The following is a 23,002-nucleotide window of genomic DNA, read 5'->3' as shown; positions in this document are numbered from 1 at the left end:
TCCCACATGACGAGCAGCACCGAGACCACCGCCACCACCCCGCAGGTAGCGGTCAACGACATCGGTAACGAGGAAGCCTTCCTCGCCGCGATCGACGAGACGATCAAGTACTTCAACGACGGCGACATCGTCGACGGCGTCATCGTGAAGGTCGACCGGGACGAGGTCCTGCTCGACATCGGTTACAAGACCGAAGGCGTTATCCCGAGCCGTGAGCTCTCGATCAAGCACGACGTCGACCCCAACGAGGTCGTCGCCGTCGGTGACGAGATCGAAGCCCTTGTTCTCCAGAAGGAGGACAAGGAAGGCCGCCTGATCCTCTCGAAGAAGCGCGCCCAGTACGAGCGTGCCTGGGGCACCATCGAGAAGATCAAGGAAGAGGACGGGATCGTCACCGGTACCGTCATCGAGGTCGTCAAGGGTGGTCTCATCCTCGACATCGGCCTCCGTGGCTTCCTCCCGGCCTCCCTGGTCGAGATGCGCCGCGTTCGCGACCTCCAGCCCTACGTGGGCAAGGAGCTCGAGGCGAAGATCATCGAGCTGGACAAGAACCGCAACAACGTGGTCCTGTCCCGCCGTGCCTGGCTGGAGCAGACCCAGTCCGAGGTCCGCCAGACGTTCCTCACCACCCTCCAGAAGGGTCAGGTCCGTTCCGGCGTCGTCTCCTCGATCGTCAACTTCGGTGCCTTCGTGGACCTGGGTGGCGTCGACGGTCTGGTCCACGTCTCCGAGCTGTCCTGGAAGCACATCGACCACCCGTCCGAGGTTGTCGAGGTCGGCCAGGAAGTCACCGTCGAGGTTCTCGACGTCGACATGGACCGCGAGCGTGTCTCCCTGTCGCTGAAGGCGACGCAGGAAGACCCGTGGCAGCAGTTCGCCCGGACCCACCAGATCGGTCAGGTCGTCCCGGGTAAGGTCACCAAGCTGGTTCCGTTCGGTGCGTTCGTCCGCGTGGACGAGGGCATCGAGGGTCTGGTCCACATCTCCGAGCTGGCCGAGCGCCACGTGGAGATCCCGGAGCAGGTCGTCCAGGTCAACGACGAGATCTTCGTCAAGGTCATCGACATCGACCTCGAGCGCCGTCGCATCAGCCTCTCGCTGAAGCAGGCCAACGAGGCCTTCGGTGCCGACCCGGCCACGGTCGAGTTCGACCCGACCCTGTACGGCATGGCCGCGTCCTACGACGACCAGGGCAACTACATCTACCCCGAGGGCTTCGACCCCGAGACCAACGACTGGCTCGAGGGCTACGAGACCCAGCGCGAGGCGTGGGAGCACCAGTACGCCGAGGCGCAGACCCGCTTCGAGCAGCACCAGCAGCAGGTCATCAAGTCCCGCGAGGCCGACGCCGCTGCTGCGGCCGAGGGCGGCGAGGCTGCGGCTCCGGCCGCGTCCGGTGGCGGCTCGTACTCCTCCGAGGGCGCCGACCAGTCCGGCGCGCTGGCCTCGGACGAGGCGCTGGCCGCGCTCCGCGAGAAGCTGGCCGGCGGCCAGAGCTGAACGCTGACCGCTGAGGCTTAGCCGTTAACTGAAGGGCCGCACCTGCAGAGGTGCGGCCCTTCAGCGTTGCCGGGAAAGGGTCGTCGGTCGGCTGCGGGCCGTGGGGGCTGGTCGCGCAGTTCCCCGCGCCCCTAGGGGGGTGGCCCATCCCGGCAAGATCACGGATCCCGTCCTCACGGGAATGCCCGTGCCCGTAAGGGCGTTGTCACGTACGGACACAAGGAGGGGCGGTCACAGTGCTTGATCCGCAGGGTTTGTACGCGTGGGAGCCGAAGGGCCTGGCTGTCGTCGACATGGCGCTCGCCCAGGACTCGGCGGGCCTTGTCATGCTCTACCACTTCGACGGATACATCGACGCGGGTGAGACCGGCGACCAGATCGTCGACGGGCTCCTGGACTCGCTGCCCCACCAACTCGTCGCCCGGTTCGACCACGACCGGCTGGTGGACTACCGTGCCCGCCGCCCGCTGCTGACGTTCAAGCGCGACCGCTGGGCCTCGTACGAGGTGCCCGCCATCGAGGTGCGGCTCGTTCAGGACGCCACCGGGGCGCCCTTCCTGCTGCTGTCCGGGCCCGAGCCGGACGTGGAGTGGGAGCGCTTCGCCGCGGCCGTCCAGCAGATCGTGGAGCGGCTCGGGGTGCGTCTGTCGGTGAACTTCCACGGCATCCCCATGGGCGTCCCGCACACACGCCCGGTCGGCGTCACCCCCCACGGCAACCGCACCGACCTCGTCCCGGGCCACCGCAGCCCCTTCGACGAGGCGCAGGTGCCCGGCAGCGCCGAGTCGCTGATCGAGTACCGGCTCATGGAGGCGGGGCACGAGGTGCTGGGTGTCGCCGCGCACGTCCCGCACTACATCGCCCGCTCCGCGTACCCCGACGCGGCCCTGACCGTGCTGGAGGCCGTCACGGCGGCGACCGGCCTGGTCCTGCCCGGCATCGCGCACACCCTGCGCACGGAGGCCCACCGCACGCAGAACGAGATCGACCGCCAGATCCGCGAGGGCGACGAGGAGCTCACCAACCTCGTCGAGGGCCTGGAGCACCAGTACGACGCGATCGCCGGCGCCGAGACCCGCGGCAACATGCTCGCCGAGCCCGTGGACATCCCGTCGGCCGACGAGATCGGACGGGAGTTCGAGAAGTTCCTGGCGGAGCGGGAGGGCGACGGCTGAGGGCGGGAGCTGGTCCTGCCGGATGCGTTGTCAGTGGCAGGGCCTAAGCTTCCGGTCATGCTGAAGGTGGGCCTGACCGGGGGCATCGGAGCCGGTAAGAGCGAGGTGTCGCGGCTGCTCGTCGAGTGCGGGGCCGTGCTGATCGACGCGGACCGTATCGCGCGCGAGGTGGTCGCGCCCGGTACGCCCGGGCTCGCCGCCGTCGTGGAGGCGTTCGGCGAGGAGGTGCTCACCGAGGACGGCAGCCTGGACCGGCCCAAGCTGGGCTCGATCGTCTTCGCCGACCCCGAGCGGCTCGCCGTACTGAACTCGATCGTGCATCCGCTCGTCGGCGCCCGCTCCCGCGAGCTCGAAGAGGCCGCCGCCGAGGACGCCGTCGTCGTCCATGACGTCCCGCTGCTCACGGAGAACGGCCTGGCCCCGCTGTACGACGTGGTGGTCGTCGTCGACGCCGGTCCCGAGACGCAGCTCGACCGGCTCGTCCGGCTGCGTGGGATGACCGAGGAGGACGCACGCGCGCGTATGGCCGCGCAGGCGACGCGGGAGAAGCGCCGGGAGATCGCGGACATCGTCATCGACAACGACGTACCGCTGGAAGAGCTTCAGCGGCGCGTGAAGGACGTGTGGGACGAGCTCGTGCGCCGGGCACACGGGGCACAGGGGAGCCGGTAGCCCCAGTCGGCGCAGGAATAGGGGCACGTCGTTCGCGCGTTGAAGTCCTCCAGTGAGGGAAGGACTTTGCCGTGCCCGAGACCAGCGGTTCGACCGGACGTACTCCGGAGACGCATGTCATCGACTTCCGTGCCGCCGAGCAGCTGCTCGCCGCGCGGGACCCGCGGGGTGCGGTGAAGCTGCTCGACGGGGTCATCGCCGTGCACCCCGAGAACACCGCCGCCCGGCTGCTGCGCGCGCGTGCCTTCTTCGCCGCCGCCCAACTGCGGCCCGCCGAGCTGGAGTTCACCATCGTCCTGGAGCGCGAGCCGGACAACGCGTTCGCGCACTTCGCGCTCGCCCGGACGTATGAGCGCCAGGGGCGGCCCGACCAGGCCAAACGCCACTTCCGGCTGGCGGCCGCGCTCGATCCGAACCCGGATTACCTCAAGGCGGCACGGTTCGAGGCGTGAGCGGCGAGTGGGGGCGGCGGGTCGGCCGGTGCGACTAGGGGCGGCGGTTCTCCGGCGGGGGCGGCCGGTAGGGGCGGTTCTCGGGCGGGCGGTACGGAGGGATGTCGCGGCCCGGCTGGTAGTGCGGGCCCTGACGGATGTGCCTGAGGACCATGGCCAGGTCGATCGTGATCACCAGCCACAACACCCCGCAGGCCGCAGCCCAGCCGGGGCGGTCGGCGAGCGCGAACGCGGCGGTGCCGAAGACCGTCCACACCAGGCCCCACACGCACAGCCAGAAACGCGCCCGCAGTGCACTGCGCGCTGTCGTCGGCTCACTGCCCGTACGCATCCGGATCACCACTCCTCCTTGAAACGTACTCCGGGTACTCCTCATACGCCTCGCACTCCTCGCAGGGGGCCTCGTGCTGCCGGACACCGATGAACTGGCCGAAGCGTTGCTCGACCTCGGCGTACCCCACGAGGACATCAACGACCTCGTACGGATGGGCCGGCGGGTCACGGACCACCCCGAGCTGCGGCAGATCCTGGAGCGGTCCGTCGACGAGTTCGTCCAGGGGATGGGGGAGGTCGGCCGCCCGGTCGACCTGCCCGACCTCGACTGGCCCTCGGGCGCCCTGCAGCGCTGCTTCCCCGTGTACGTCTTCCTCGCCGCGCTGCCGTACACGCGCGCGTACCACCGCGAGCGCGGCATCCCGGCCGACATCTCCCGACGCACCCTCGCCGACCTCGGGCGGAGCATGGCCGGGCACCGCAAGCGGCACGGCCGGGCGGGCGTGCGGGCTCCCCAGTGGCTCACCCATCACTTCCGCGGCGAGCTGTACCAGCTGGGGCGGTTGCAGTTCGAGCGGGCGCGGCTCGGGCAGCGGACGGGGACGCGGCTCGCGGCGGCCGGCCTCGCCGCGGGTCCGGGCTCGCTCTGCCTCAACCTGCACATCCCCGACTGCCACGGGCCGCTGTCCCCGGCCGCCGTCGACCGGTCCCTGGCCCTGGCCCGGGAATTCTTCGCCCGCCACTTTCCCGAGGAGCGGTACCGGACGGTGACCTGCCACTCCTGGCTGCTGGACCCGCAGCTCAGGAAATACCTTCCCGGTGACTCCAACATCGTCCGGTTCCAGGAGCGTTTCGGCGTCGCCCGCGAGGACACCGAGCCGGCCGACACCGAGCCGGTCCGATTCGTCTTCGGAGACCCGGAGTTGCCCGTCGAGAGCCTGCCGCGCCGCACGGCCGTGGAACGGGCCGTCGGGGACCATCTGCGAGCGGGCGGCCACTGGTACATCGGGCACGGGTGGCTGCCGTTCCACGGGAGTGGATGAACTCCGTCCGGCGAGGGTGGATGAACTCCGTTCGTATCCGGCGGGGATGGATGAATTCCGTTCGTACGGCGATGAGTTTCACGGAGAGCCCCGGTCTGTCTCTGTGACAGCACAACCGGCCGCTTCACACGGGAGACCCCATGTCCGAGACCACTGCCTCCGTCATCGCCGAGTCCACGACCGCACGCGGCCGCCGGGCCCGTATCGCCCTGCGCGGCCTGCAGGTGCTGCTCGCGCTCTTCATGGGCATCGCGAGTGCCGTGCCCAAGCTGATCGGGCACTCCTCCGCGGCTGACATGTTCGACGAACTCGGCTGGGGCAGCGTGGGCATGTACACCATCGGTGTCCTCGAACTCGCCGGAGCGGTCGCGCTGTTGATCCCGGTGCTGCAGTCGGTGGCGGCCATGGCGTTCATCGGGCTGATGGTGGGCGCGTTCGTCGTCCAGATCGCCGCCTTCGACGCGCAGTACGCCGCGACACCGATCATCCTGATCGTGCCGTTCGCCCTGATCGCGTGGGCGCGGCGCGACTCCAACGCGGAGCTGCTGCGGCTGCTGCGACGACGGGCGTGACGTATGCGTGAACGTATGCCGTAGCCGTATCCGTACGGTCTACCGGCCGTCCGGCCGCTTCGCTCCGTCCATCAGCCCGCGCAGCCGTTCCAGCTCGCGCCGGTCCCGCTTGGTCGGCCGGCCCGTGCCGCGGTCGCGGATGCCGGCCGGGGCGACGGCCTCGCGCGGCGGGGGAGGGGGCGAGTTGTCGACGTAGCACTGGACCGCCACCGGCGCCCCGACCCGCTTGCGGATGAGCCGCTTGACGATGACGATCCGCTCCCGGTTCTCCTGCCGCAGGCGCACCTCGTCGCCGACGCGCAGCGAGTGGGCGGGTTTCACGTTCTGGCCGTTCACGCGCACGTGCCCGCCCTTGCAGGCGGCGGCGCCCAGGGAGCGGGTCTTGACCAGGCGTACGGCCCAGATCCAGCTGTCGATCCGCACGGGCTCCCCGCTCTGCGGGCCGGCGGCCTCGGCGGCGGCCACCGCGGCGGCGATCTTCGGATCGACGGCCGGCTCCGCGTGCGTCGCGTCCGCCGGCCCGTCGGCCGTGCTGCCGCTCTTCTCCTCGTCGTCCTCGGAAGCCATGCCCCGACCTTAGTCCCCGTACGGGGCGGTACGGGACGGAGACGGCTTTACGGTGGAGCTGTGGATGCCCTCGCTGACCTCGACCGGCGGATCGCGGGCTGCCGGGCCTGCCCGCGGCTGGTCGGCTGGCGGGAGGAGGTGGCCCGCACCAAGCGCGCCGCCTTCGCCGACCAGACGTACTGGGGCCGCCCGGTGCCCGGCTTCGGTCCGCCGGACGCCCGGCTGCTGATCGTCGGGCTCGCCCCGGCGGCGCACGGCGGCAACCGCACCGGCCGGATGTTCACCGGGGACCGCTCAGGGGACGTGCTCTACCAGGCGCTGTACGACGTCGGCCTCGCCTCGCAGCCCACGTCGGTCGCCGTCGACGACGGCCTGGAGCTGTACGGCGTCCGCGTCACGGCCCCCGTGCACTGCGCCCCGCCCGCGAACAAGCCCACCCCGGGGGAGCGGGCGACCTGCCGGGCCTGGCTCGTGCAGGAGCTGGCGCTGCTGCGGCCGACCGTGCGGGCGGTCGTCGTACTCGGCGCCTTCGGCTGGCAGGCCACGCTGCCCGTGCTGGCGGAGGCCGGGTGGAGCGTGCCCCGGCCGCGCCCCGCCTTCGCGCACGGGGCGCGGGTCGCCCTCGACGGGGTGGGCGGACTCGACGGCCTCGCACTCTTCGGGTGCTTCCACGTCAGCCAGCGCAACACCTTCACCGGCAGGCTCACGCCCGCGATGCTGCGGGAGGTGCTGCGTACGGCGGCGGAGGCGGCGGGGCTGCCGGTGCGGCCGTAGGCGGGGCGCTAACCGGCTTCGTCCCCGAACAGCTGCCGTACCGTCGAGCGGTAGTTGGTCTGTACGTGGGTGAGCGCGTGCGCGCGGGCGCGGTTCGGGTCTCCGGAGGCGATCGCCTCGTACAACTCCCGGTGCTCCACGAGGAGTTGGGGCCACTCCTCGTTCCGCCGGGTCATCCAGCGCAGGCGGCCGGCGACCGGTTCCAGGGCCTCGATGAGCAGTTTGTTGCCCGCCATGGCCACGATGCGGTCGTGCAGCCGGCTGTTGACGTCCGTGATGGTCTCCGCGTCGCCCGCCTCGGTCGCGGTGGCCGCCTGGTCGAGGAGCCGCTCGACCTCGGCCAGGTCCTGCGGCGTCGCACGGGACGCGGCCAGTCCCGCCGCGTACACCTCCAAGGCCTCACGCAGTTCGAAGAGCTCCTTGACGTCGGCCGGGGTGAGTCGGCGTACGACCGTGCGGCGCGCCGACTCGAAGTGGACGAAGCCCTCGGCGACCAGGGCCCGGATCGCCTCGCGGACCGGCACGCGCGAGACCCCGAGGCGCTCGGCCAGCTCCCGCTCGACGAGCCGGTCGCCGGGCCGGAGGCGGCCCACGATGATGTCCTGCCGCAGGGTCGCCAGGACGCGTTCCCGTACCGCGCCGATGGGTTCGATCTTCGTGGGGGAGCTCATGGGGCCATTTTGGCGGACTCAGGGTGTGTTTTACGGAGCGTTAACAAGAGCGACATCGGTCGGAACTGTTGACGGGAGGACCATGTCCGCAGTTTGGTATACCAAACATCCCCGCGTGAGGGGGTCCCCGTTAAGCAGGCCCCCACAAGCAGTCCCCTCCATAAGCAGTCCTCCGTCCCCCGGCTCCTGGAGGCCCCGTGTCCCTCGCCGACCGTGCCGAAGTCACCGGCACACCCGCGTTCGCCCCCGATCCCAGGCTCACCAACGAAGACCTCGCGCCCGCCGGCAAGCGCAACTGGAAGGTCTTCGACCTCTTCGCCCTGTGGATGTCCGACGTCCACAACCTCGGCAACTACACGTTCGCGGCCGGTCTGCTGGTCCTCGGCATGAACGTGTGGCAGGTCTTCACCTCCCTGCTCGTCGGCTTCGTGCTCATCTACATCGGCATGAACTGGATGGGGAAGATCGGCCAGCGCCACGGCGTCCCGTTCCCCGTGGTCAGCCGCATCAGCTTCGGCGTCTGGGGTGCCAACATCCCGGCGCTGATCAGGGCCGTGATCGCCATCATGTGGTACGGCATCCAGACCTATCTCGCGTCCGTCGCCGTGAATGTGATGCTGCTGGCCGCCTGGCCCGGCCTGGAGTCCTGGACGCACAGCTCCTTCCTGGGCCTGCACGCGCTCGGCTGGATATCCTTCCTCTCCCTCTGGCTCATCCAGGCGTTGATCATCAGCCAGGGCATGGAGTCGGTGCGCAAGTTCCAGGACTTCTGCGGTCCGGCGATCTGGGTGGTGATGATCGCGCTGGCGGTCTGGATCTTCGCCAAGGCGGGCTGGACGATCTCGCTCACGAGCACCCCGCACCCGGTCTCCGTCGGCGAGCAGTGGCGGCAGTGGTTCGGCGCGATCGGCCTGATCCTCGCCACGTACGGCACGCTGATGCTCAACTTCTGCGACTTCTCGCGCTTCGCCCCCGACTACAAGACGGTCAAGCGCGGCAACTTCTGGGGTCTGCCCATCAACTCGACGGCGTTCGTGGTCGTTTCGGTGATCGTCACGGCCGGTTCGCTGGAGGTGTTCGGCGAGGCCATCACGGATCCCGCGGAACTCGTGGCCAAGGTCGGCAACACCTGGATCCTGGTCCTGGCCGCCCTGACGTTCGCCATCGCCACCATGGGCGTCAACATCGTCGCCAACTTCGTCTCACCGGCGTACGACCTGGCCAACGTCTGGCCGCAGAAGATCACCTTCAAGGTCGGCGGCATGATCAGCACGGTCGCGGCGCTCGTCGTGACCCCCTGGAACCTCTTCTCGAACCCGACGGTCGTGAACTACTTCCTGGGCGGTCTGGGCGCCTTCCTGGGCCCGCTGTTCGGCGTGATCATGGTCGACTACTACCTGGTCAAACACGGCCGCGTGGACGTGGACGAGCTGTTCTCCGCCGAGCCGGGCTCGCGCTACTACTACCGCAAGGGCGTCAACCCCAAGGCGCTGTGGGCGTTCCTGCCGGCGGCCGGGGTCGCGGCGGTGCTGGCGCTGGTGAAGACGTTCAGCGATGTGGCGCCGTACTCGTGGTTCATCGGTACGGCGATGGCGGCGGGCCTGTACCTGGTGCTGTGCCGCGGTGAGCGCGCCGAGGCGGCCGCCGAGTCGGCCATCGCGTCCGATGCCGCCGAGGCCAGGACGCGGGAGGTCTGACGGACGTGCGGATCGTCGTCACCAACTGCAACACCACGCAGGAGATGACCGAGGAGATCGTACGAGGTGCCCGGGCCGCGGCAGGCCCGGGCACCACCGTGCTCGGGCTGACCCCCGCGTGGGGGCCCGAGTCCGCGGAGGGCTGGCTCGACAGCTACCTCTCGGCGGCGGCGGTCATGGACGCGCTGCGGACGTACGAGGGCCCCGCCTACGACGCGGTCGTCATGGCCGGCTTCGGGGAACACGGGCGTGAGGGCGTCCGGGAACTGGTCGACGTACCGGTCGTCGACATCACGGAGGCGGCCGCGCATCTGGCGTGTCTGCTCGGGCGGCGGTACGGCGTGGTGACCACGCTGGAGCGGTCGTGCGGGCAGATCGAGGACAGCCTCGAGACCGCCGGTGTGGGCCGCAACTGCGTCGCCGTGATCGGTACCGGGCTCGGGGTGCTGGAGCTGGAGGACGGCGAACGCACGGAGTCCGCCTTTCTGGCAGCCGCCGAACGCGCGCGGGACGCGGGTGCCGAGGTCCTGGTGCTGGGGTGCGCCGGGATGACCGGGTTGCAGCGGACCGTGGGGGAGAAGCTGGGGGTTCCGGTGGTCGACGGGGTGGGAGCGGCAGTCAAACTCGCGGAGTCGCTGGTCGCGTTGGGGCTGACGACGAGCCGGGCCGGGACCTACGCGAAGCCGTTGCCGAAGCGGCGGACCTGGGGAGCGCCTCAGGGGTGAGGCGGACGGGGGTGAGCCGGGCGGGGGCGGGCGGGCCGCCAGACGTACCGCACGTCCGGCTCGCGCTCCTCGTTGCCGCTGCCGTCCGTCTGCTCGACGGCGACGAAGCCGTGCCGCTCGTAGAAGCGGTGGGCGGGCTTGTTGACCTGGAAGGTCCACAGGGTCAGTCCGTGCGGTCTGCGTTGTTTGGCGAGGTCCACGAAGCGGTCGCCGAGGCCGCAGCCGCGCCAGTCGGGGTCGAGGTAGAGCTGGGAGAGCTGGTCGCCGTCGAGCACCATGAGACCGACGATGCGGTCGGCGGCCTCCGCCACCCAGGTCTCCCGCAGCAGCACCACCACCTCCCGGAAGTACGTCCGCACGTCGTCGTCGGAGCGCGGCCGCACGACCGTAGGCAGGGCGGCGGCGAACGACCGCAGCCAGACGTCGGCGGTGGCACCGGCGTCGGTCGCGGTGGCGCGGCGCAGGGCGACACCGCTCACGGCTGTGTCCCCTCCTCCGGGACGACGGCGGTGGCCGTGATCTCCACCAACTGCCCCGCGTATCCGAGGCAGGCGACCCCCAGCAGCGTCGACGAGTGAGGACCGGCGCTCAGTCCCGACGCCTCCACGACCTCCCAGACGGCCGACAGCACAGCCGTCTCACTGCTCACCACGTACACGTCACTCGACAGCACATGCGCCAAGTCGCTGCCGACCGCCCGCAGTTGCTCCTCCAGGTTGGCGATCACCTGCTCGGCCTGCCGCACGGGGTCTCCTTCGCCGACGAGCTTCCCGTCGGCGTCGAGCGGCACGGAACCGGCGAGGAAGGCGAGCTTCGTGCCGGCCTCGACGACGGAGGCGTGGGAGTAGGTGGGGGGTGGGAAGAGGGCGGGGGCGGTGACGCGACGGATCATGGGGCCTCCTGAGTCTTTCCTGCCGGTTCGTGCCTCGTACGGCGAATCGCAGCAGTTCCTCGGCAGCCGATCATCCGGGGCCCGGCCCCCACTCGCATCCCAATTTCCACCACGGCGCGGCTCACGCGACCCGTACGAACCGCCGGCTCGATTCAGTCGACCTGACCGTCAGGATCCCTCTGGCCTGCGGGGGGGGGGGGTGCCCCAGTCCGCCCCCGCCTCGGGAGAACGCGGCGACCTCGGAGCCCGCGGCGCCGGAAGGTCGATCAGGTCGCTGACGTTCGCCACCTCCTGCAAGGTCCGCGCCAGCGACACCAGCGTCTCCCGTACGGCGGCGATCTCGCGGCGCAGGGCCTCGGCGTGCTCCCATTCGCGTTCGTAGACCACGGGATCGCGCCCCCCCGGCCGCTGGGACTCGTACGCGGTCAGACGGGGATGCCACTGGGCGAGGAGCGGACGCAGCACGCGGTTGAGGACGGTGACGGCGAGGACACCGAAGCTGACGTGGCCGGGGGCGAGGGGCGGGGCGACGTCGGGGCCGTAGCGGCGGAGGATCTCGCGGGTGGTGTTGAAGAAGGTGTAGAGGGAGGAGAGCGCCTCACGCAGGAAGCCCTCGTCGGGATCGAGCTCCTCGACCGACACGCGCGTGACCAGCTCCAGATACAGCTCCCAGGCCGCGCTGCGCTCCGCGTCGGCCGGCTCCCACATGCCGGATATCTCGCCGACGAACGGAATCGTCAGCTTGGCCGTGATCTGCGACGGACCGCTCGGTCGACGTCGCCTGCGCTGCCTGTGTCCCATGATCGCCCTCCCCGGTACCCACAGTAGGGTAAGTCGCCGTGTGGGACGTCTTCCTCAGCTACAGCCGCGGTGACGTGGAGCGGGTCCGTCCGCTCGCGCGGGCGCTGCGCGACGGCGGGCTCGAGGTGTTCACGGACGAGACCGGCGTCGAATCCTTCGCCGGCATCAGCGCCACCATCCGGCGCGAACTGGGCCGTTCCAAGGCGCTGCTGGCCTTCTACTCCACCGGCTATCCCGAGCGCGAAGCCTGCCAGTGGGAGCTGACCACCGCCTATCTGGCGGGACTTGGGGAGGGCGATCCGCGGCGCCGGGTCATGGTGGTCAACCCGGAGCGGACGGCGGACCACATCCAGCCCGTGGAGCTGCGTGACGCCAGACACGCCGCGCCCGACGACCTCCCCGCCCTCGTGGCCGACGTACGCGCGCACGTGGCCCGCCTCGACGGACCGATGACGGTCGCCCGACCCGGCGTCCGGCACTGGTTGCTGGGCACCCCGCAGCCCCGCCCCGACTTCCTGGGCCGCCTCTTCGAGCTCTGGCAGGTGCACTCCGCCCTGCACGCCCACGCCGCACCCCTCGTCACCGGCCGCGCCGCCGCGCACGCCGTGCAGATCCGCGGCATGGCGGGCATCGGCAAGACCCTGCTGGCCCAGGAGTACGCCCTGCGCTTCGGAGCGGCCTACCCCGGCGGCGTGTGCTGGGTGGACGGGGAGGCGTACGAGGATTCCGTGCGCGCCCTGGGGGCGGGGGCGGGGGGCCTCTTCGCCTACTTCGACGCCATCGGCGAACCGTTCCTGTGGATCGTCGACGCCGCCCCCGCCCACCGGCTCCCCGCCCGCGACATCGCGGCGATGGCGGCGCCCCACCCCCTCGGCCACACCCTCTTCACCCTGCGCGGCCGCGCCTACGACACCCTCGGTACCCCCGTCGACCTGGGACCGCTCGACGCTCCCCACGCGCGCGTGCTGGCCGGCGGTGACGAGGCACTCGCCGACGCGGTCGGCGGCCACCCCCTCGCCCTGGGCCTGCTGGGCCGTGCGGTCCGCGCCGGCCACCACCCCGGCACGCTCTACGACCGGCTGCACGCCCGGGGCCGGTCCCTCCTCGACACCCTCGCCGACGAGGACGTCACCGGCACCGTCGTACGGGACGTGGACACGACGGACGCCGCCGACGTCCTGCGCTGCGCCGCCGCCCTCCACCCGCTGCCTCTCAGCACCGACGACGCGGCCCATGTCCTCGCCGCGGCCGACCGCGTCCCGCGGATCGTCGCCCGCCGACGTGCGGCCAACGGCGTCCGTGAACTGCGCGCCCGCAGCCTCCTGACCCCCGCGGCCGACGAACACTGGTCCCTGCACCCTGTGACCCAGCACGCCTGGCACCACCACGACCCGGCCCCCGCCCGCACGGAGGTACTCCGCCACGCCGCCCTGCGCACCCTGTGCGGCCGCCGCGACCCGCGTGACCCGGTTACGCTGGCCTTCCCCGGTACCCGGAGGGAGGCACCCATGGCAGCGCCCAGCGAGTCGGAACGGATGGCCGCCTACGACATCCAGGTCGAGCTGGTCACCCGGATCGGGGTGCAGGAGCTGGCGCCGGGGACGGGGAGCCTGCGGGAGGCGCTCACCTCCCTGAAGTCACTGATCGACTTCACGCGCGCGACGCTGCACACGTACAGCGTGAGCCTGGAACGCGGCTCGGAGGCAGGCGCACCGACAGTCCAGAACCTCGCGTACGCCCTGATCAACGAGACGATCCGCCCCTTCACCAGCACCTGGCACCCCCGGCTTGCCGCCTACGAGGCCCGCTGCGCGGCGGACACGGCCCCGCTCGACCACGAGGCGGCATGGCCGCAAGCCGAGGCGATGAGGGCGGAACTGGCTGCCCTGCGGGAGCCGTTGGTGCGGATCGCGGAAGGGCTGGGCGGGATCTCGGGGGCGGACTTCGGGGTGGCGGCGACAGGGTGAGGTGCCGGGCCCTCACGGACGTAATTGCGTAGAGGCACACGGCACGGCTCCGTACGCTGCACGTATGCCCGCCCCCGACGACACCACCTTCCTGAACACCACCGCCGACCGCCTCGCCGCCCTCCCCGCCGTCCGGGCCGTCGCCCTCGGCGGCTCCCGAGCGCAGGGCACCCACACGCCCGACAGCGACTGGGACCTGGCGATCTACTACCGGGGCGCCTTCGATCCCGCGGACCTGCGCGCGGTCGGCTGGGAGGGTGAGGTCTCCGAGGTCGGCGGCTGGGGTGGCGGAGTCTTCAACGGGGGTGCGTGGCTGACGATCGACGGGCGGCGCGTCGATGTCCATTACCGCGATCTCGACGTCGTGGAGCGGGAGTTGGTTGAGGCGGAGGAGGGGCGGTTCCGGGTGGAGCCGTTGCTGTTCCATCTCGCGGGGATTCCCAGCTACTTGGTGGTGGCGGAGCTGGCGATCAACCAGGTGCTGCGGGGTGCGCTGCCGCGCCCGGCCGCCTATCCGGAGAAGCTGCGTCGCACTGCGCGCGAGCGCTGGTACGACACCGCCCGGGCCACCCTCGGGTACGCGCAGGCCAACCATGTCCCGGCGGGCCGCCTCACCGAGGTCGCGGGGGCGATCGCCACGGCTGCCGTGCAGGCCGGGCATGCGGTGCTGGCGGGGCGGGGGGAGTGGGTGACGAATGAGAAGCGGTTGCTGGAGCGGGCGGGGCTGCGGGGCGTGGACGGCGTCATCGGGTCGCTGGGCGTGCGTCCCGACCGGTTGGGCGGGGCGGTCGCGGAGGCGGAGGCGCTGTTCGAGCGGGCTGTGCGCTGAGAGCACCGTGTACGTTTCCCGCGTCCTCGCCTTCTCCGGCCCGAACTGACACTGCGCCCATCTCCGCGCGGGCTCCGCAGTTGCGTTCATAAAGAACGTGGCGTTTCCACGTATCGTCACATCCCCGAAACACCGGCGTCCCATCGCCTCCAAGAACCCGCCCTACCGTGGACACCACAGCCCCAAGCCCGGCCACCGTCGCCCGAAGGCTCACCCCCCGCCCTCGACGAGACGACTGGAGCCACGTGTCCCGCCCCGCACGACCCGCATTCCCGGCCCTCACTCTGCCGCCCTGGCTCGCCCACACCCTGCGCACCCAGCGCGGACCCGTGCCCTGGAGTGCGGTCACGCGAGGGGCGTTGGCCGCCGGGCCCCTGCTGCTGGCTGCCGTCCTCGTCGACCGCGTCTCCCTCGGCGTCGTAGCCGCGATCGCGGCCATGCTCGCCGGCATCAACGACCGTCCCGGCAGCCGCCGTGTCTCCGTCAAGCGGCTCGGGGTGCCCGCGCTGGCGGGGGCGGCCGGGCTGTTCGTCGGGACGTACGCCGGGGACCACGCCGGAGCCGTCCCGCTCACCCTCCTCCTCACCGGCCTCGGGCTCTTCGCCGGCGGCATCAGCGCGGTCGGGCCCGTCGCCTCCGCCGCCGGTACTCAGTTGCTGGTCGCGTCCGCCATCGGGGCCGGGATGCCGTTGCCCGAGGCGGGGTGGCAGCGGGCGCTCGCCTATCTCGCCGGTGCCGTGTGGCTGCTGGCGTTGCGGCTGGTGCTGCCCACGCCCGGTTCCCTCGCCGGTGACTTCCGGTTCGACGGGGAGCGGGACGCCGTCGCCGCCGTGTACGACGCCGTCGGCGAGCTCCTCGACGCCGCGGGCACCGAGCGGGCCACCGCCCGGCGTGTGGCGCTCACCGCCGCCCTCGATCACGCGCAGGACGCCCTCGCCGGGCCCCGGCTGCGGCGGTACGCCTCCTCGTCCACCGAGCGGCGGCTGCACGCGCAGTACGCGGCGGCCCTGCCCCTCGCCGAGGCCGCCACCGCGCTCGCCTGGGCCGGGGAACCCGTGCCCGCCCGGGCCTCCGAAGGCCCTCGCCGCCTCGCCGCCGCCGTACGCGGCAACACGCACACCGGCCCGCTCCCCGCGCCCTCCCGGTCCGCGCCCGCCCTGCGCGCCCTCGACGACGCCCTGCTGCACGCCGCCGAGGCCTTCGACCGGGGCAAGGGCAACCGCGACCTGCACACCCGGCGTCGTACGCCCAAGGACCTCGTCCGTGCCGTGTTCGGGGCCGGCGGGCGGGAGTACGGCCTGCGTGTCGCCCTGTGCTTCGGGGCCAGCGCCGCCATCGCCCAGGCCCTGCACCACGCCCAGTGGTACGGCCAGCACGAGCACTGGTACTGGCTCCCCGCCACCGCCGTCTTCCTCGTCAAGCCCGACCTCGGGCCGCTCGTCTCCCGGGTGCTGTGCCGGGCCGCCGGCACGGTGCTGGGCGCCCTGCTCTTCGCCGGGTTCGCGGCCGTGCTGCCCCGGCCGGAAGGGCTCATCGCGCTCGTGGCTCTCAGCGGCGCCCTCATTCCCGTGGCCACCCGGCACTTCGCCGCTCAGACCGCCGTAGTGACCGTCCTCGTGCTCGCCCTGGTGATGGTGGGCGGTGAGCCGCAGGCCTCCGCGAGCCGGATCGGGGAGACGCTGCTGGCCTGCGCGATCGTCCTGGTCGTGGGGCATCTGCCGATGCCGGGGCAGCGGGGCGGGGGAGTACGGGCACGGCTCACCGCGGCCAACCGGGCCGCACAGGCGTACCTCACGCATGTTCTGCGGGAGTCCGACGCCCGGGCGGCGCCGCGCGACTCCGACGACACCGGTACCCCGCTCCCGTCCGACGGCCGTAGTCCCGCCCCTTCGGGCGACCGTGCCCTGCGCTGGACGCTTCGCCGCGAGGCCTACCGCACGCTCGCCGAGGCCCGGACCGCCATCGCGCTCGCCGCCGCGGAACTCCCCGCCCTCGCCCGGCACACGGAGGGCGCGGACGACGTCGTCGCCACCCTCGAACAACTCGTCGACACGACCACCGCGTGCGCCGTGCACCTCGACGACTCGGGTCGGCTCACGTCCTGGCACACCGCCCACCTCGCCGAGTTGCTGGACGAGCTCGCGCGGGAGCGCGACCGGGTCGGCCTGAGCGGCCCCGAGGCCCCCGACGTGCCGCTCGCCGGCTGACGTCGGCGCGGTGGCCCGCGCGCGGGCCGGGGTGCTCCCCGATGCGCGGTTCACCTCACGCGCCCCCGCGGCCGCGTCGTACGTTGGCGTGATGACGCCTTCTCCCGCAGAAGCTCCCGCCGACCTCATCATCACCGGATGCACCGTCCTCGTGCACGACGACCAAGAGCGGATCGGGTTCGAGGAGAACGCCGCGATCGTCGTACGGGGCGGGGTCGTCGAGGCCGTCACGACCGCCGACGCCGTACGCGACCGACTCGCCGTCGAGCGCTTGGACGCGCCCGGCCAAGTCGCCCTTCCCGGCCTCGTCAACTGCCACACCCACGCCCCGATGGTGGCCCTGCGCGGGGTCGCGGAGGACCTGCCCACCGAGGAGTGGTTCAACGACGTCGTCTGGCCCGTCGAGTCCAACCTCACCGAGAAGGACGTGGAGTTGGGGGCGCGGCTCGCCTGCGCCGAGATGATCCGGGGCGGCGTCACCTGCTTCGCCGACCACTACTTCTCGATGGACGCCGTGGCCGCCGTCGTCGCCGAGTGCGGGATGCGGGCCCACCTCGGCGAGGCCTTCTTCTCCTCCCAGGGGCCTCAAGGGCGGGAGAGGTCGGTGGAGTTCGCGCTACGGCAGCGCGGCGGCGCCGACGGCCGTATCACCACCGCCCTCGCCCCGCACGCCCCCTACACCGTCGACGACGCCGACCTGACCGCCACCGCCGAACTCGCCCGCGACCACGGACTCCCCGTCCACCTCCACGCCTCCGAGAACCGCGACCAGGCCGAGACCAGCCTCGCCCGCCACGGCGCCACCCCCATCGAGGTCCTGAAACGCACCGGAATCCTCGACGTCGACGTCCTCATCGCCCACGGCACCGGCATCCTCGACCGCGACCTTCCGGTCCTGCGCGACGCCGACGGGCGTACGGCCGTCGCCAGCGCCCCCCGCGGCTACCTGAAGTTCGCCTGGCCCACCACCACACCCGTACGCGCCCTGCACGACATCGGCATCCCCGTCGGGCTCGCCACGGACGGCGCCGCATCCAACAACTCCCTCGACGTATGGGAGTCGATGGCCCTCACCGCCCTCATCCAGAAGTCGGCCACCGGCGACCCGCGCTGGCTGACGTCCCGTCAGGCCCTGCACCACGCCACCCTGCAGAGCGCCCGCGCGGTCGGACTCGGTGACATGGTCGGCAGCATCGCCCCCGGCCGGCGCGCCGACATCATCCTGGTCGACCTCACCGGCCCGCACACCCAGCCCGTCCACGACCTCGCCGCCACCCTGGTGCACAGCGCCCGCTCCTCCGACGTGCGTACGACCATCGTCGACGGACGGATCCTGATGCGCGACCGGGAACTGCTGACGATCGACGTGCCCGTGGTGGTGAGGGAGCTGGGGGAGCGGATGCCCGCGCTCCTGGACCTCAGCCACGGCAAGCGCATCCAGGAATACGACACATGACCCGAGGTCCATGGAGTCCGCTCGCGCCACCGGTGACGTACTCCGAGAAGATCTCCCGGAATTCTGCCGAAATCCTCGCGGCCCGGCGATGAGTTCGCCCCCTCCCGCCGGTCACCCCCAGAACGGACCGTTGCACAGAAGGGGCGCCCCATGTCGCTTCCGGAGATCGTCTCGCGTGAGCAGTGGCGCGCGGCACGCGAGGAACTGCTGGTCAAGGAGAAGGCCGCCACGCGCGCGCGTGACGCGCTCAACGCCGAGCGGCGCAGGCTGCCCATGGTCGAGGTCGAGGAGGAGTACGTCTTCGAGGGCGGCGACGGCAAGGCCACCCTGCTCGACCTCTTCGAGGGGCGGCACCAACTCGTCGTCCACCACTTCATGTTCGCTCCCGAGTGGGACGCCGGCTGCCGCAGCTGCTCGGGGTTCCTCGACCAGATCGGGCATCTGGCGCACCTCAAGGCGCGCGGGACGACCCTGGTCGCCGTCTCCAGGGCGCCGTACACGAAGATCCTGCCGTTCAAGGCGCGCATGGGCTGGGCGGTGCCCTGGTACTCGTCGTACGGCAGCGACTTCAACCACGACTTCGAGGTGACCCTGGAGCACGAGGGCGAGCTGGTGGAACGGCCCGGCGTCAGCTGCTTCCTGCGGGACCGGGACCGTGTCTTCCACACCTACTCGACGTATGAGCGCGGCCTCGACGGGCTGGGCTCGACCACCGGCTTCCTGGACCTCACGGCGTTGGGCCGGCAGGAGGAGTGGGAGGAGCCCCAGGGGCGTGCGTCGGCTCTCGGGGCGCCTGCGGGCAGTGAGCGCATCCGCTATCACGATGAGTATGAGGAGTGACGACGGGGCGTAGTGGCGGATCATCGAGAGTGAGCGGGCGCTCACACATCGCGGTGAACGAGTGTCAACTACGTCTCAGTCCCGTCACCGGGCGAGGCGTTTCACCTCCGGCAAGCGTTAACTCCTACAAGTACGACGCTTATCGGAGGTGCAGGATGGTGAACGGGCGAACAGTGCTCGAACGCTTTCCCGCGGGCGGGCCGCGGGGGTCGTGGCCGGCGGAGGAGTTCGCACACGCGCGGCGCATGGAGGGACTGGACGCCGAGGTCGTCATGGACCTCGCGACGGACGCCTTCCTGGTGGTCGTCCGCGGCGACCTCGCGGCTGACGCCGCCGCGTGACAGGAGGGCCGGGGCGCTGCCCGTCGGGGCCCTCGTGCTGATCAGCCCGCCTTCGGGGCGGGCACCCGGGTCGTGAACTGCTCCGCCTGGAGCGAGTACAGCTCGGCGTAGACACCGCCGGTGGCCAGCAGTTCGTCGGGCGTGCCGGACTCCACGAGCCGCCCCTGGTCGAGGACATGCACCAGATCGGCATGGCGTACGGACGCCAGCCGGTGGGTGATGAGGACGACCGTCTGCCCGGCGGACGCCAGTGCGCGGATCTTCTCGAAGACCTCCAGTTCGGCCCGTGCGTCCAGGGCCGCGGTCGGCTCGTCCACGATCAGGATGTGGCCGCGCCGGTAGGCGGCCCGCGCGATCCCCAGCCGCTGCCACTGACCGCCGGACAGCTCGTGCCCGCCGCTGAAGTGCCGGGCCAGCAGGGTGTCCAGGCCGCGGGGCAGATCGGCCACCACGTCCTCGGCGCCGGCCTCGGCGAGCGAGGCGGCCAGACGTTCCTCGGTGAGGGGCGCGGAGGAGCGGCCGACGGCCACATTGACCCGGGCGGTGAACGGCCAGCGCTTGAAGTCCTGGGCCACCATCGCGATGCGCTCGGCGAGCTGGTGCCGGTCGGCGGTGGCCGCGTCGACGCCGTCCCAGAGGATGCGGCCCCGGTCCGGGGTGTAGAGACCCGCCAAAAGCTTCACCAGCGTCGTCTTCCCGGAGCCGTTCTCGCCGACCAGGGCGACGATCCGGCCGAGGGGGAGGGTGAGCGTGACGTCGTCGAGGGCGGGGCGGGCCGATTCGCCGGGGTAGGAGAAGCTGACGTTCTCGAAACGCACCTCCTGCGGGTCCTCGGGGAGGGCGGCCCCGCCGACCGGAATCGCCCGTTCGGCCGCCTCGACGTACAGCCGCTGAAGATCGCCCACGAAGAGGGCCTCCTCGTGGAGGGCGTTGACCTCCAGGACGAGGGTGTCGAGGCTCGAGGAGCCGGTGCGGATCGCGATGACGGCCGTACCCGCCACGGAGAGCGCCATCGCGCCGGCGAGCAGCAGTCCGCCCAGCGTGGCGTACGTCGCGACGGTCGCGAGCCCCGTCCACACCGCCGCGATGAGCCCCGTACGCGCCGCCAGCCGGGCCAGCCGGGCCTGCTCCGCCTCCGCCGTCTCCGACATCGCCCGGTAGTGGCGCAGCAGGAAGGGCCCCACACCATGAACACGGATCTCGGGCGCGGCGGCGGGCTCGGTGAGCAGCCCGCTGATCAGATGGCCGGCCCGGGAGTGCTGTACCCAGGTGTGGAAGGACTCGTAGCGACGCCGTGCGTTGGTCAGGGCGCTCCAGGCGCTGGGCAGCGTCATGGTGGCGAGGAGGGGCAGCAGGGCCGGATGCAGCACGGTGAGCACGCCGGCCGCGGCGATCAGCGAGATGCCCGCGTTCACGACCCGCGCGCTGTAAGAGATCATGCGGCGGGCGGAGGCGGCGCCGTACTGCGCGGTGTCCAGGAGCTTGTGGAAGGCGTGGTCCTCGATCGCCGCCAGCTCCACGGCCGCCGCCCGCTCCAGATACAGCTCGGTCGCCACCCGCTCCACCTTGGGCTCGAGCCGCCCGGTGGCGTACGTCGAGGCGGCCCGCAGCAACGTCGAGACCACCATCACGACGGCCATGGCGACGAGCGCGGGAACGGCACCCCGTAGCCGCTCCTCCAGTGCCCCGCCCCCGATCAGCCGCCCCAGCACACTGTTCACGGCAAGCAGTCCGACCGCCTGCGCCAGCCCGCGCCCCACCTCGGCCACCAGCACGGTCCGCGCGGCCCGCCGATCGGCCTGCCAGGCGAGCCGGGAACTCGACGCCAGCAGCGACGGCAACCGCCTCACCATGGCCCGGAAGCTCAGCTCCAGAAAGGCGTCCCGATGCTGATTCCACCCCATGTCGTACCGCAGAGGCCCCCCGAAGAGCAGCCGCTCCGACTCAGACACCTCAGCCGCACCAGCACCGCGTTTCTTCCCCACCCCAGCCCCTCCCCCGACGGCCCTCGTGACGGAGGGCCACTATGGCGGGGCGGGCGGGTTCGAGGGAGGGCGTGAGTGGGGGCAGCGGGTGCGCGCGGGCGTACGCCGTTCCTGGCTGCGCTTCCCAGCCCCGGCCCAGGTCATTCAGCCCGTCCGGCGTTTGAGGACGAGGCCCGTTCAGGGCCGAAGCGGGGTCTGGGGCGGCAGCCCCAGCGGGGTCGAAGGGGCGGAGCCCCTTCAGGATGGGACGGGTTGGGGCGGCGGGGGCGAGAGAAAACCGCCCCACCGGCGGAGCCTCACGCGCTGATCTGCCGAGACCACGTAGGAGTGGTCCCCGTCACCCGGCACAACACCAGATACAACGGAATCGGCGGCGTGTAAGGAACCGTCCCGTCCGGCCGATGAATCAGCCGAGGCGCCTCCGCCACCACCGCCCCCGTCGTGTACCGCACCACCGTCGGCCACTCCAGCGCATAGTCGGAGTCGGCCGGCACGATCCACCACCAGTGCGCCTCGTCGGCGTACACGCACCCCACCCGAGGCAGCCGAGCCAGCACCAGAGGCCCGAAGCGGGCGGGCACCGCCACCGCGTCGCAGCCCAGGGGCGCCGTCATCCCGTCGGGAAGGGGCAACCGCCGAGGAGCCGCAGCGGAGCGCTTGCCGCGGCGGAGCCGAACCAGCGAGTCCAGGCTCAGCACCTGACCGCCGCCGGACGCGCCGCTCACAGCCATGCGGGCCCCGTTTCCCCGCGGTGCCGCGCCTGCGCCTCGTCCTCGTCGCCCGAACCCCCGGACGGACCCGGCTTGGGCCGGGACCCCCACCCGAGGTCGTTGTGCGGCCCGGTGTCGACAGGGAAGGCGTCCGGGAACCCGGCCGCGCGCGGCAGATCCGCCCAGACGACGAGCCCGGACTCCTGCTCCCGGGTCCCCCAGGCGTGACAGAGGGCGTCGATGAGGAGCAGTCCCCTCCCGTGCTCCTCCTCGGGCCGCGCCGCCAACGGATGCGGCTCACCCGGCGCGCACCCTTCGTCGCGCACGGCTATGCGCACCAGCTCGGCACCGTCGTGCAGCTCACAGACGATGTACTCGCTCGCTGTGTGCACGATCGCGTTGGTGACCAGCTCGGACACGACCAGAGCCGCCGTGTCACAGGTGTCCTCGCACACCGCCCAACCGTTCAGCCGAGCCCGGGTCAGGCGTCTGGCCTGCGCGGGAGAACCCGGATGCGCGGCCAGTTCGAAGCGGAACCGGCGCTCGGCAGCGGCGCCCCGCTGGGGGCCGACTCCCGTGGCGGCGCCGAAGCCGTGGGGGGCTGCGGCGTCTGTTCCTAAGGGCGGGGACGGAATCACGCTTGCCACTATCGCCCCGCCGTGAACACTTGGCAAGTGTCACTCTGAAAATTGCAGAGTGCTGTGTGACGCGGTGGAAGGCCGTGGCACACTGCTCGCAACAGCATGTCGAGCGGCGCCAGTTGGGATCGCCGAGGATCCGCCGGTTCAACCCGCGGTCTTCGAATGGGTCTTCGAATGGCGCCGTCGGCCTGTCGGCCCGTCGGCATTCCTGC

Annotated in this window: 24 protein-coding genes; 15 read left to right on the top strand and 9 right to left on the bottom strand. The window is 71.6% G+C overall.

What is annotated here, in order from left to right; all coding sequences use genetic code 11:
- Window positions 1-6: 6 nt before the first annotated feature.
- The 4 genes from rpsA (at window position 7) to ACIREI_RS03855 (ending at window position 3,799) form a co-directional block, all read left to right on the top strand.
- On the top strand, window positions 7-1,500 hold the full coding sequence (gene rpsA / locus ACIREI_RS03870) for a 30S ribosomal protein S1 (RefSeq protein WP_403327054.1): 1,494 nt from the start codon (window positions 7-9) through the stop codon (window positions 1,498-1,500).
- A gap of 236 nt (window positions 1,501-1,736) precedes the next feature.
- Complete coding sequence (locus ACIREI_RS03865; protein ID WP_403327052.1) at window positions 1,737-2,675, top strand: PAC2 family protein; 939 nt, start codon at window positions 1,737-1,739, stop codon at window positions 2,673-2,675.
- A 57-nt stretch (window positions 2,676-2,732) separates the two neighbouring features.
- Window positions 2,733-3,347, top strand: coding sequence for a dephospho-CoA kinase (gene coaE, locus ACIREI_RS03860; protein ID WP_403327050.1), 615 nt, complete (start codon window positions 2,733-2,735; stop codon window positions 3,345-3,347).
- Window positions 3,348-3,418: 71 nt separating this feature from the next.
- On the top strand, window positions 3,419-3,799 hold the full coding sequence (locus tag ACIREI_RS03855; RefSeq protein WP_403327048.1) for a tetratricopeptide repeat protein: 381 nt from the start codon (window positions 3,419-3,421) through the stop codon (window positions 3,797-3,799).
- A 34-nt stretch (window positions 3,800-3,833) separates the two neighbouring features.
- Here ACIREI_RS03855 and ACIREI_RS03850 read toward each other — a convergent pair whose 3' ends face one another.
- On the bottom strand, window positions 3,834-4,130 hold the full coding sequence (locus tag ACIREI_RS03850) for a DUF6343 family protein (protein ID WP_403328028.1): 297 nt from the start codon (window positions 4,128-4,130) through the stop codon (window positions 3,834-3,836).
- A 73-nt stretch (window positions 4,131-4,203) separates the two neighbouring features.
- Between ACIREI_RS03850 and ACIREI_RS03845 the strand changes: the two genes are divergently transcribed.
- Together ACIREI_RS03845 and ACIREI_RS03840 are read left to right on the top strand one after the other, a co-directional pair.
- The gene (locus ACIREI_RS03845) at window positions 4,204-5,115 is read left to right on the top strand and encodes an acyltransferase domain-containing protein (RefSeq protein WP_403327046.1); all 912 of its coding nucleotides are present in this window, start codon (window positions 4,204-4,206) and stop codon (window positions 5,113-5,115) included.
- 140 nt (window positions 5,116-5,255) lie between these two features.
- On the top strand, window positions 5,256-5,687 hold the full coding sequence (locus tag ACIREI_RS03840) for a DoxX family protein (protein ID WP_403327045.1): 432 nt from the start codon (window positions 5,256-5,258) through the stop codon (window positions 5,685-5,687).
- Window positions 5,688-5,726: 39 nt separating this feature from the next.
- Here ACIREI_RS03840 and ACIREI_RS03835 read toward each other — a convergent pair whose 3' ends face one another.
- Complete coding sequence (locus ACIREI_RS03835; RefSeq protein ID WP_403327043.1) at window positions 5,727-6,254, bottom strand: RNA-binding S4 domain-containing protein; 528 nt, start codon at window positions 6,252-6,254, stop codon at window positions 5,727-5,729.
- A 60-nt stretch (window positions 6,255-6,314) separates the two neighbouring features.
- Here ACIREI_RS03835 and ACIREI_RS03830 point away from each other — a divergent pair, with 60 nt between their 5' ends.
- On the top strand, window positions 6,315-7,028 hold the full coding sequence (locus tag ACIREI_RS03830; RefSeq protein WP_403327041.1) for a uracil-DNA glycosylase: 714 nt from the start codon (window positions 6,315-6,317) through the stop codon (window positions 7,026-7,028).
- An 8-nt stretch (window positions 7,029-7,036) separates the two neighbouring features.
- Here ACIREI_RS03830 and ACIREI_RS03825 read toward each other — a convergent pair whose 3' ends face one another.
- The gene (locus tag ACIREI_RS03825) at window positions 7,037-7,699 is read right to left on the bottom strand and encodes a GntR family transcriptional regulator (RefSeq protein ID WP_403327039.1); all 663 of its coding nucleotides are present in this window, start codon (window positions 7,697-7,699) and stop codon (window positions 7,037-7,039) included.
- 197 nt (window positions 7,700-7,896) lie between these two features.
- On the opposite strand from ACIREI_RS03825, the gene ACIREI_RS03820 reads away from it, so the two are divergent.
- Window positions 7,897-9,396 carry an NCS1 family nucleobase:cation symporter-1 gene (locus ACIREI_RS03820; RefSeq protein WP_403327037.1) on the top strand — a complete coding sequence of 500 codons (1,500 nt, stop codon included), beginning with the start codon at window positions 7,897-7,899 and terminating at the stop codon, window positions 9,394-9,396.
- 5 nt (window positions 9,397-9,401) lie between these two features.
- Window positions 9,402-10,121: an aspartate/glutamate racemase family protein gene (locus ACIREI_RS03815; RefSeq protein ID WP_403327036.1), complete on the top strand. Its 720-nt coding sequence runs from the start codon at window positions 9,402-9,404 to the stop codon at window positions 10,119-10,121.
- Here ACIREI_RS03815 and ACIREI_RS03810 read toward each other — a convergent pair.
- The 3 genes from ACIREI_RS03810 to ACIREI_RS03800 all read right to left on the bottom strand — a co-directional run bounded on the left by ACIREI_RS03810 (window position 10,112) and on the right by ACIREI_RS03800 (window position 11,814).
- On the bottom strand, window positions 10,112-10,600 hold the full coding sequence (locus tag ACIREI_RS03810) for a GNAT family N-acetyltransferase (RefSeq protein ID WP_403327034.1): 489 nt from the start codon (window positions 10,598-10,600) through the stop codon (window positions 10,112-10,114). The genes ACIREI_RS03815 and ACIREI_RS03810 overlap by 10 nt on opposite strands.
- Window positions 10,597-11,013, bottom strand: coding sequence for a RidA family protein (locus ACIREI_RS03805; protein WP_403327032.1), 417 nt, complete (start codon window positions 11,011-11,013; stop codon window positions 10,597-10,599). The genes ACIREI_RS03810 and ACIREI_RS03805 overlap by 4 nt, the downstream gene beginning before the upstream one ends.
- A gap of 168 nt (window positions 11,014-11,181) precedes the next feature.
- Window positions 11,182-11,814 (bottom strand): hypothetical protein, encoded by a 633-nt coding sequence (locus tag ACIREI_RS03800; RefSeq protein WP_403327030.1) that lies wholly within the window; start codon window positions 11,812-11,814, stop codon window positions 11,182-11,184.
- Window positions 11,815-11,852: 38 nt separating this feature from the next.
- On the opposite strand from ACIREI_RS03800, the gene ACIREI_RS03795 reads away from it, so the two are divergent.
- From ACIREI_RS03795 to ACIREI_RS03770, 6 genes are all read left to right on the top strand, one after another.
- Complete coding sequence (locus ACIREI_RS03795) at window positions 11,853-13,781, top strand: TIR domain-containing protein (RefSeq protein WP_403327028.1); 1,929 nt, start codon at window positions 11,853-11,855, stop codon at window positions 13,779-13,781.
- Between the two features lie 64 nt (window positions 13,782-13,845).
- Entirely contained in the window at window positions 13,846-14,610 is a 765-nt protein-coding gene (locus ACIREI_RS03790; protein WP_403327026.1) for a nucleotidyltransferase family protein, read from the top strand.
- Between the two features lie 245 nt (window positions 14,611-14,855).
- Window positions 14,856-16,817, top strand: coding sequence for an FUSC family protein (locus ACIREI_RS03785; RefSeq protein ID WP_403327024.1), 1,962 nt, complete (start codon window positions 14,856-14,858; stop codon window positions 16,815-16,817).
- Between the two features lie 91 nt (window positions 16,818-16,908).
- The gene (locus ACIREI_RS03780; RefSeq protein ID WP_403327022.1) at window positions 16,909-18,273 is read left to right on the top strand and encodes an amidohydrolase; all 1,365 of its coding nucleotides are present in this window, start codon (window positions 16,909-16,911) and stop codon (window positions 18,271-18,273) included.
- Between the two features lie 150 nt (window positions 18,274-18,423).
- Window positions 18,424-19,113, top strand: a complete 690-nt coding sequence (locus ACIREI_RS03775) for a DUF899 domain-containing protein (RefSeq protein ID WP_403327020.1) — start codon at window positions 18,424-18,426, stop codon at window positions 19,111-19,113.
- 155 nt (window positions 19,114-19,268) lie between these two features.
- Entirely contained in the window at window positions 19,269-19,454 is a 186-nt protein-coding gene (locus ACIREI_RS03770; protein WP_369168562.1) for a hypothetical protein, read from the top strand.
- Window positions 19,455-19,495: 41 nt separating this feature from the next.
- Here the strand turns inward: ACIREI_RS03770 and ACIREI_RS03765 are convergent, their stop codons facing one another.
- The 3 genes from ACIREI_RS03765 to ACIREI_RS03755 form a co-directional block, all read right to left on the bottom strand.
- The gene (locus ACIREI_RS03765; RefSeq protein ID WP_403328026.1) at window positions 19,496-21,358 is read right to left on the bottom strand and encodes an ABC transporter ATP-binding protein; all 1,863 of its coding nucleotides are present in this window, start codon (window positions 21,356-21,358) and stop codon (window positions 19,496-19,498) included.
- A 377-nt stretch (window positions 21,359-21,735) separates the two neighbouring features.
- Entirely contained in the window at window positions 21,736-22,170 is a 435-nt protein-coding gene (locus ACIREI_RS03760; RefSeq protein ID WP_403327018.1) for a hypothetical protein, read from the bottom strand.
- Window positions 22,161-22,796, bottom strand: a complete 636-nt coding sequence (locus tag ACIREI_RS03755) for an ATP-binding protein (protein ID WP_403327016.1) — start codon at window positions 22,794-22,796, stop codon at window positions 22,161-22,163. Before ACIREI_RS03755 ends, ACIREI_RS03760 begins: the two co-directional genes overlap by 10 nt.
- Window positions 22,797-23,002: the final 206 nt, after the last annotated feature.

This window comes from Streptomyces sp. NPDC093591 (assembly GCF_044764885.1).
Classification (GTDB): Bacteria; Actinomycetota; Actinomycetes; order Streptomycetales; family Streptomycetaceae; genus Streptomyces.
This window is presented reverse-complemented; position numbering and strand designations above follow the sequence as displayed.

Bases quoted from the DNA above. Each gene is read 5' to 3' on its own strand.
- ACIREI_RS03790 (WP_403327026.1), top strand. From the start codon at position 13,846: ATGCCCGCCCCCGACGACACCACCTTCCTGAACACCACCGCCGACCGC.
- ACIREI_RS03805 (WP_403327032.1), bottom strand. From the start codon at position 11,013: ATGATCCGTCGCGTCACCGCCCCCGCCCTCTTCCCACCCCCCACCTAC.
- ACIREI_RS03770 (WP_369168562.1), top strand. From the start codon at position 19,269: ATGGTGAACGGGCGAACAGTGCTCGAACGCTTTCCCGCGGGCGGGCCG.
- rpsA (WP_403327054.1), top strand. From the start codon at position 7: ATGACGAGCAGCACCGAGACCACCGCCACCACCCCGCAGGTAGCGGTC.
- ACIREI_RS03850 (WP_403328028.1), bottom strand. From the start codon at position 4,130: ATGCGTACGGGCAGTGAGCCGACGACAGCGCGCAGTGCACTGCGGGCG.
- ACIREI_RS03835 (WP_403327043.1), bottom strand. From the start codon at position 6,254: ATGGCTTCCGAGGACGACGAGGAGAAGAGCGGCAGCACGGCCGACGGG.
- ACIREI_RS03800 (WP_403327030.1), bottom strand. From the start codon at position 11,814: ATGGGACACAGGCAGCGCAGGCGACGTCGACCGAGCGGTCCGTCGCAG.
- ACIREI_RS03825 (WP_403327039.1), bottom strand. From the start codon at position 7,699: ATGAGCTCCCCCACGAAGATCGAACCCATCGGCGCGGTACGGGAACGC.
- ACIREI_RS03775 (WP_403327020.1), top strand. From the start codon at position 18,424: ATGTCGCTTCCGGAGATCGTCTCGCGTGAGCAGTGGCGCGCGGCACGC.
- ACIREI_RS03760 (WP_403327018.1), bottom strand. From the start codon at position 22,170: ATGGCTGTGAGCGGCGCGTCCGGCGGCGGTCAGGTGCTGAGCCTGGAC.
- ACIREI_RS03780 (WP_403327022.1), top strand. From the start codon at position 16,909: ATGACGCCTTCTCCCGCAGAAGCTCCCGCCGACCTCATCATCACCGGA.
- ACIREI_RS03765 (WP_403328026.1), bottom strand. From the start codon at position 21,358: ATGGGGTGGAATCAGCATCGGGACGCCTTTCTGGAGCTGAGCTTCCGG.
- coaE (WP_403327050.1), top strand. From the start codon at position 2,733: ATGCTGAAGGTGGGCCTGACCGGGGGCATCGGAGCCGGTAAGAGCGAG.
- ACIREI_RS03840 (WP_403327045.1), top strand. From the start codon at position 5,256: ATGTCCGAGACCACTGCCTCCGTCATCGCCGAGTCCACGACCGCACGC.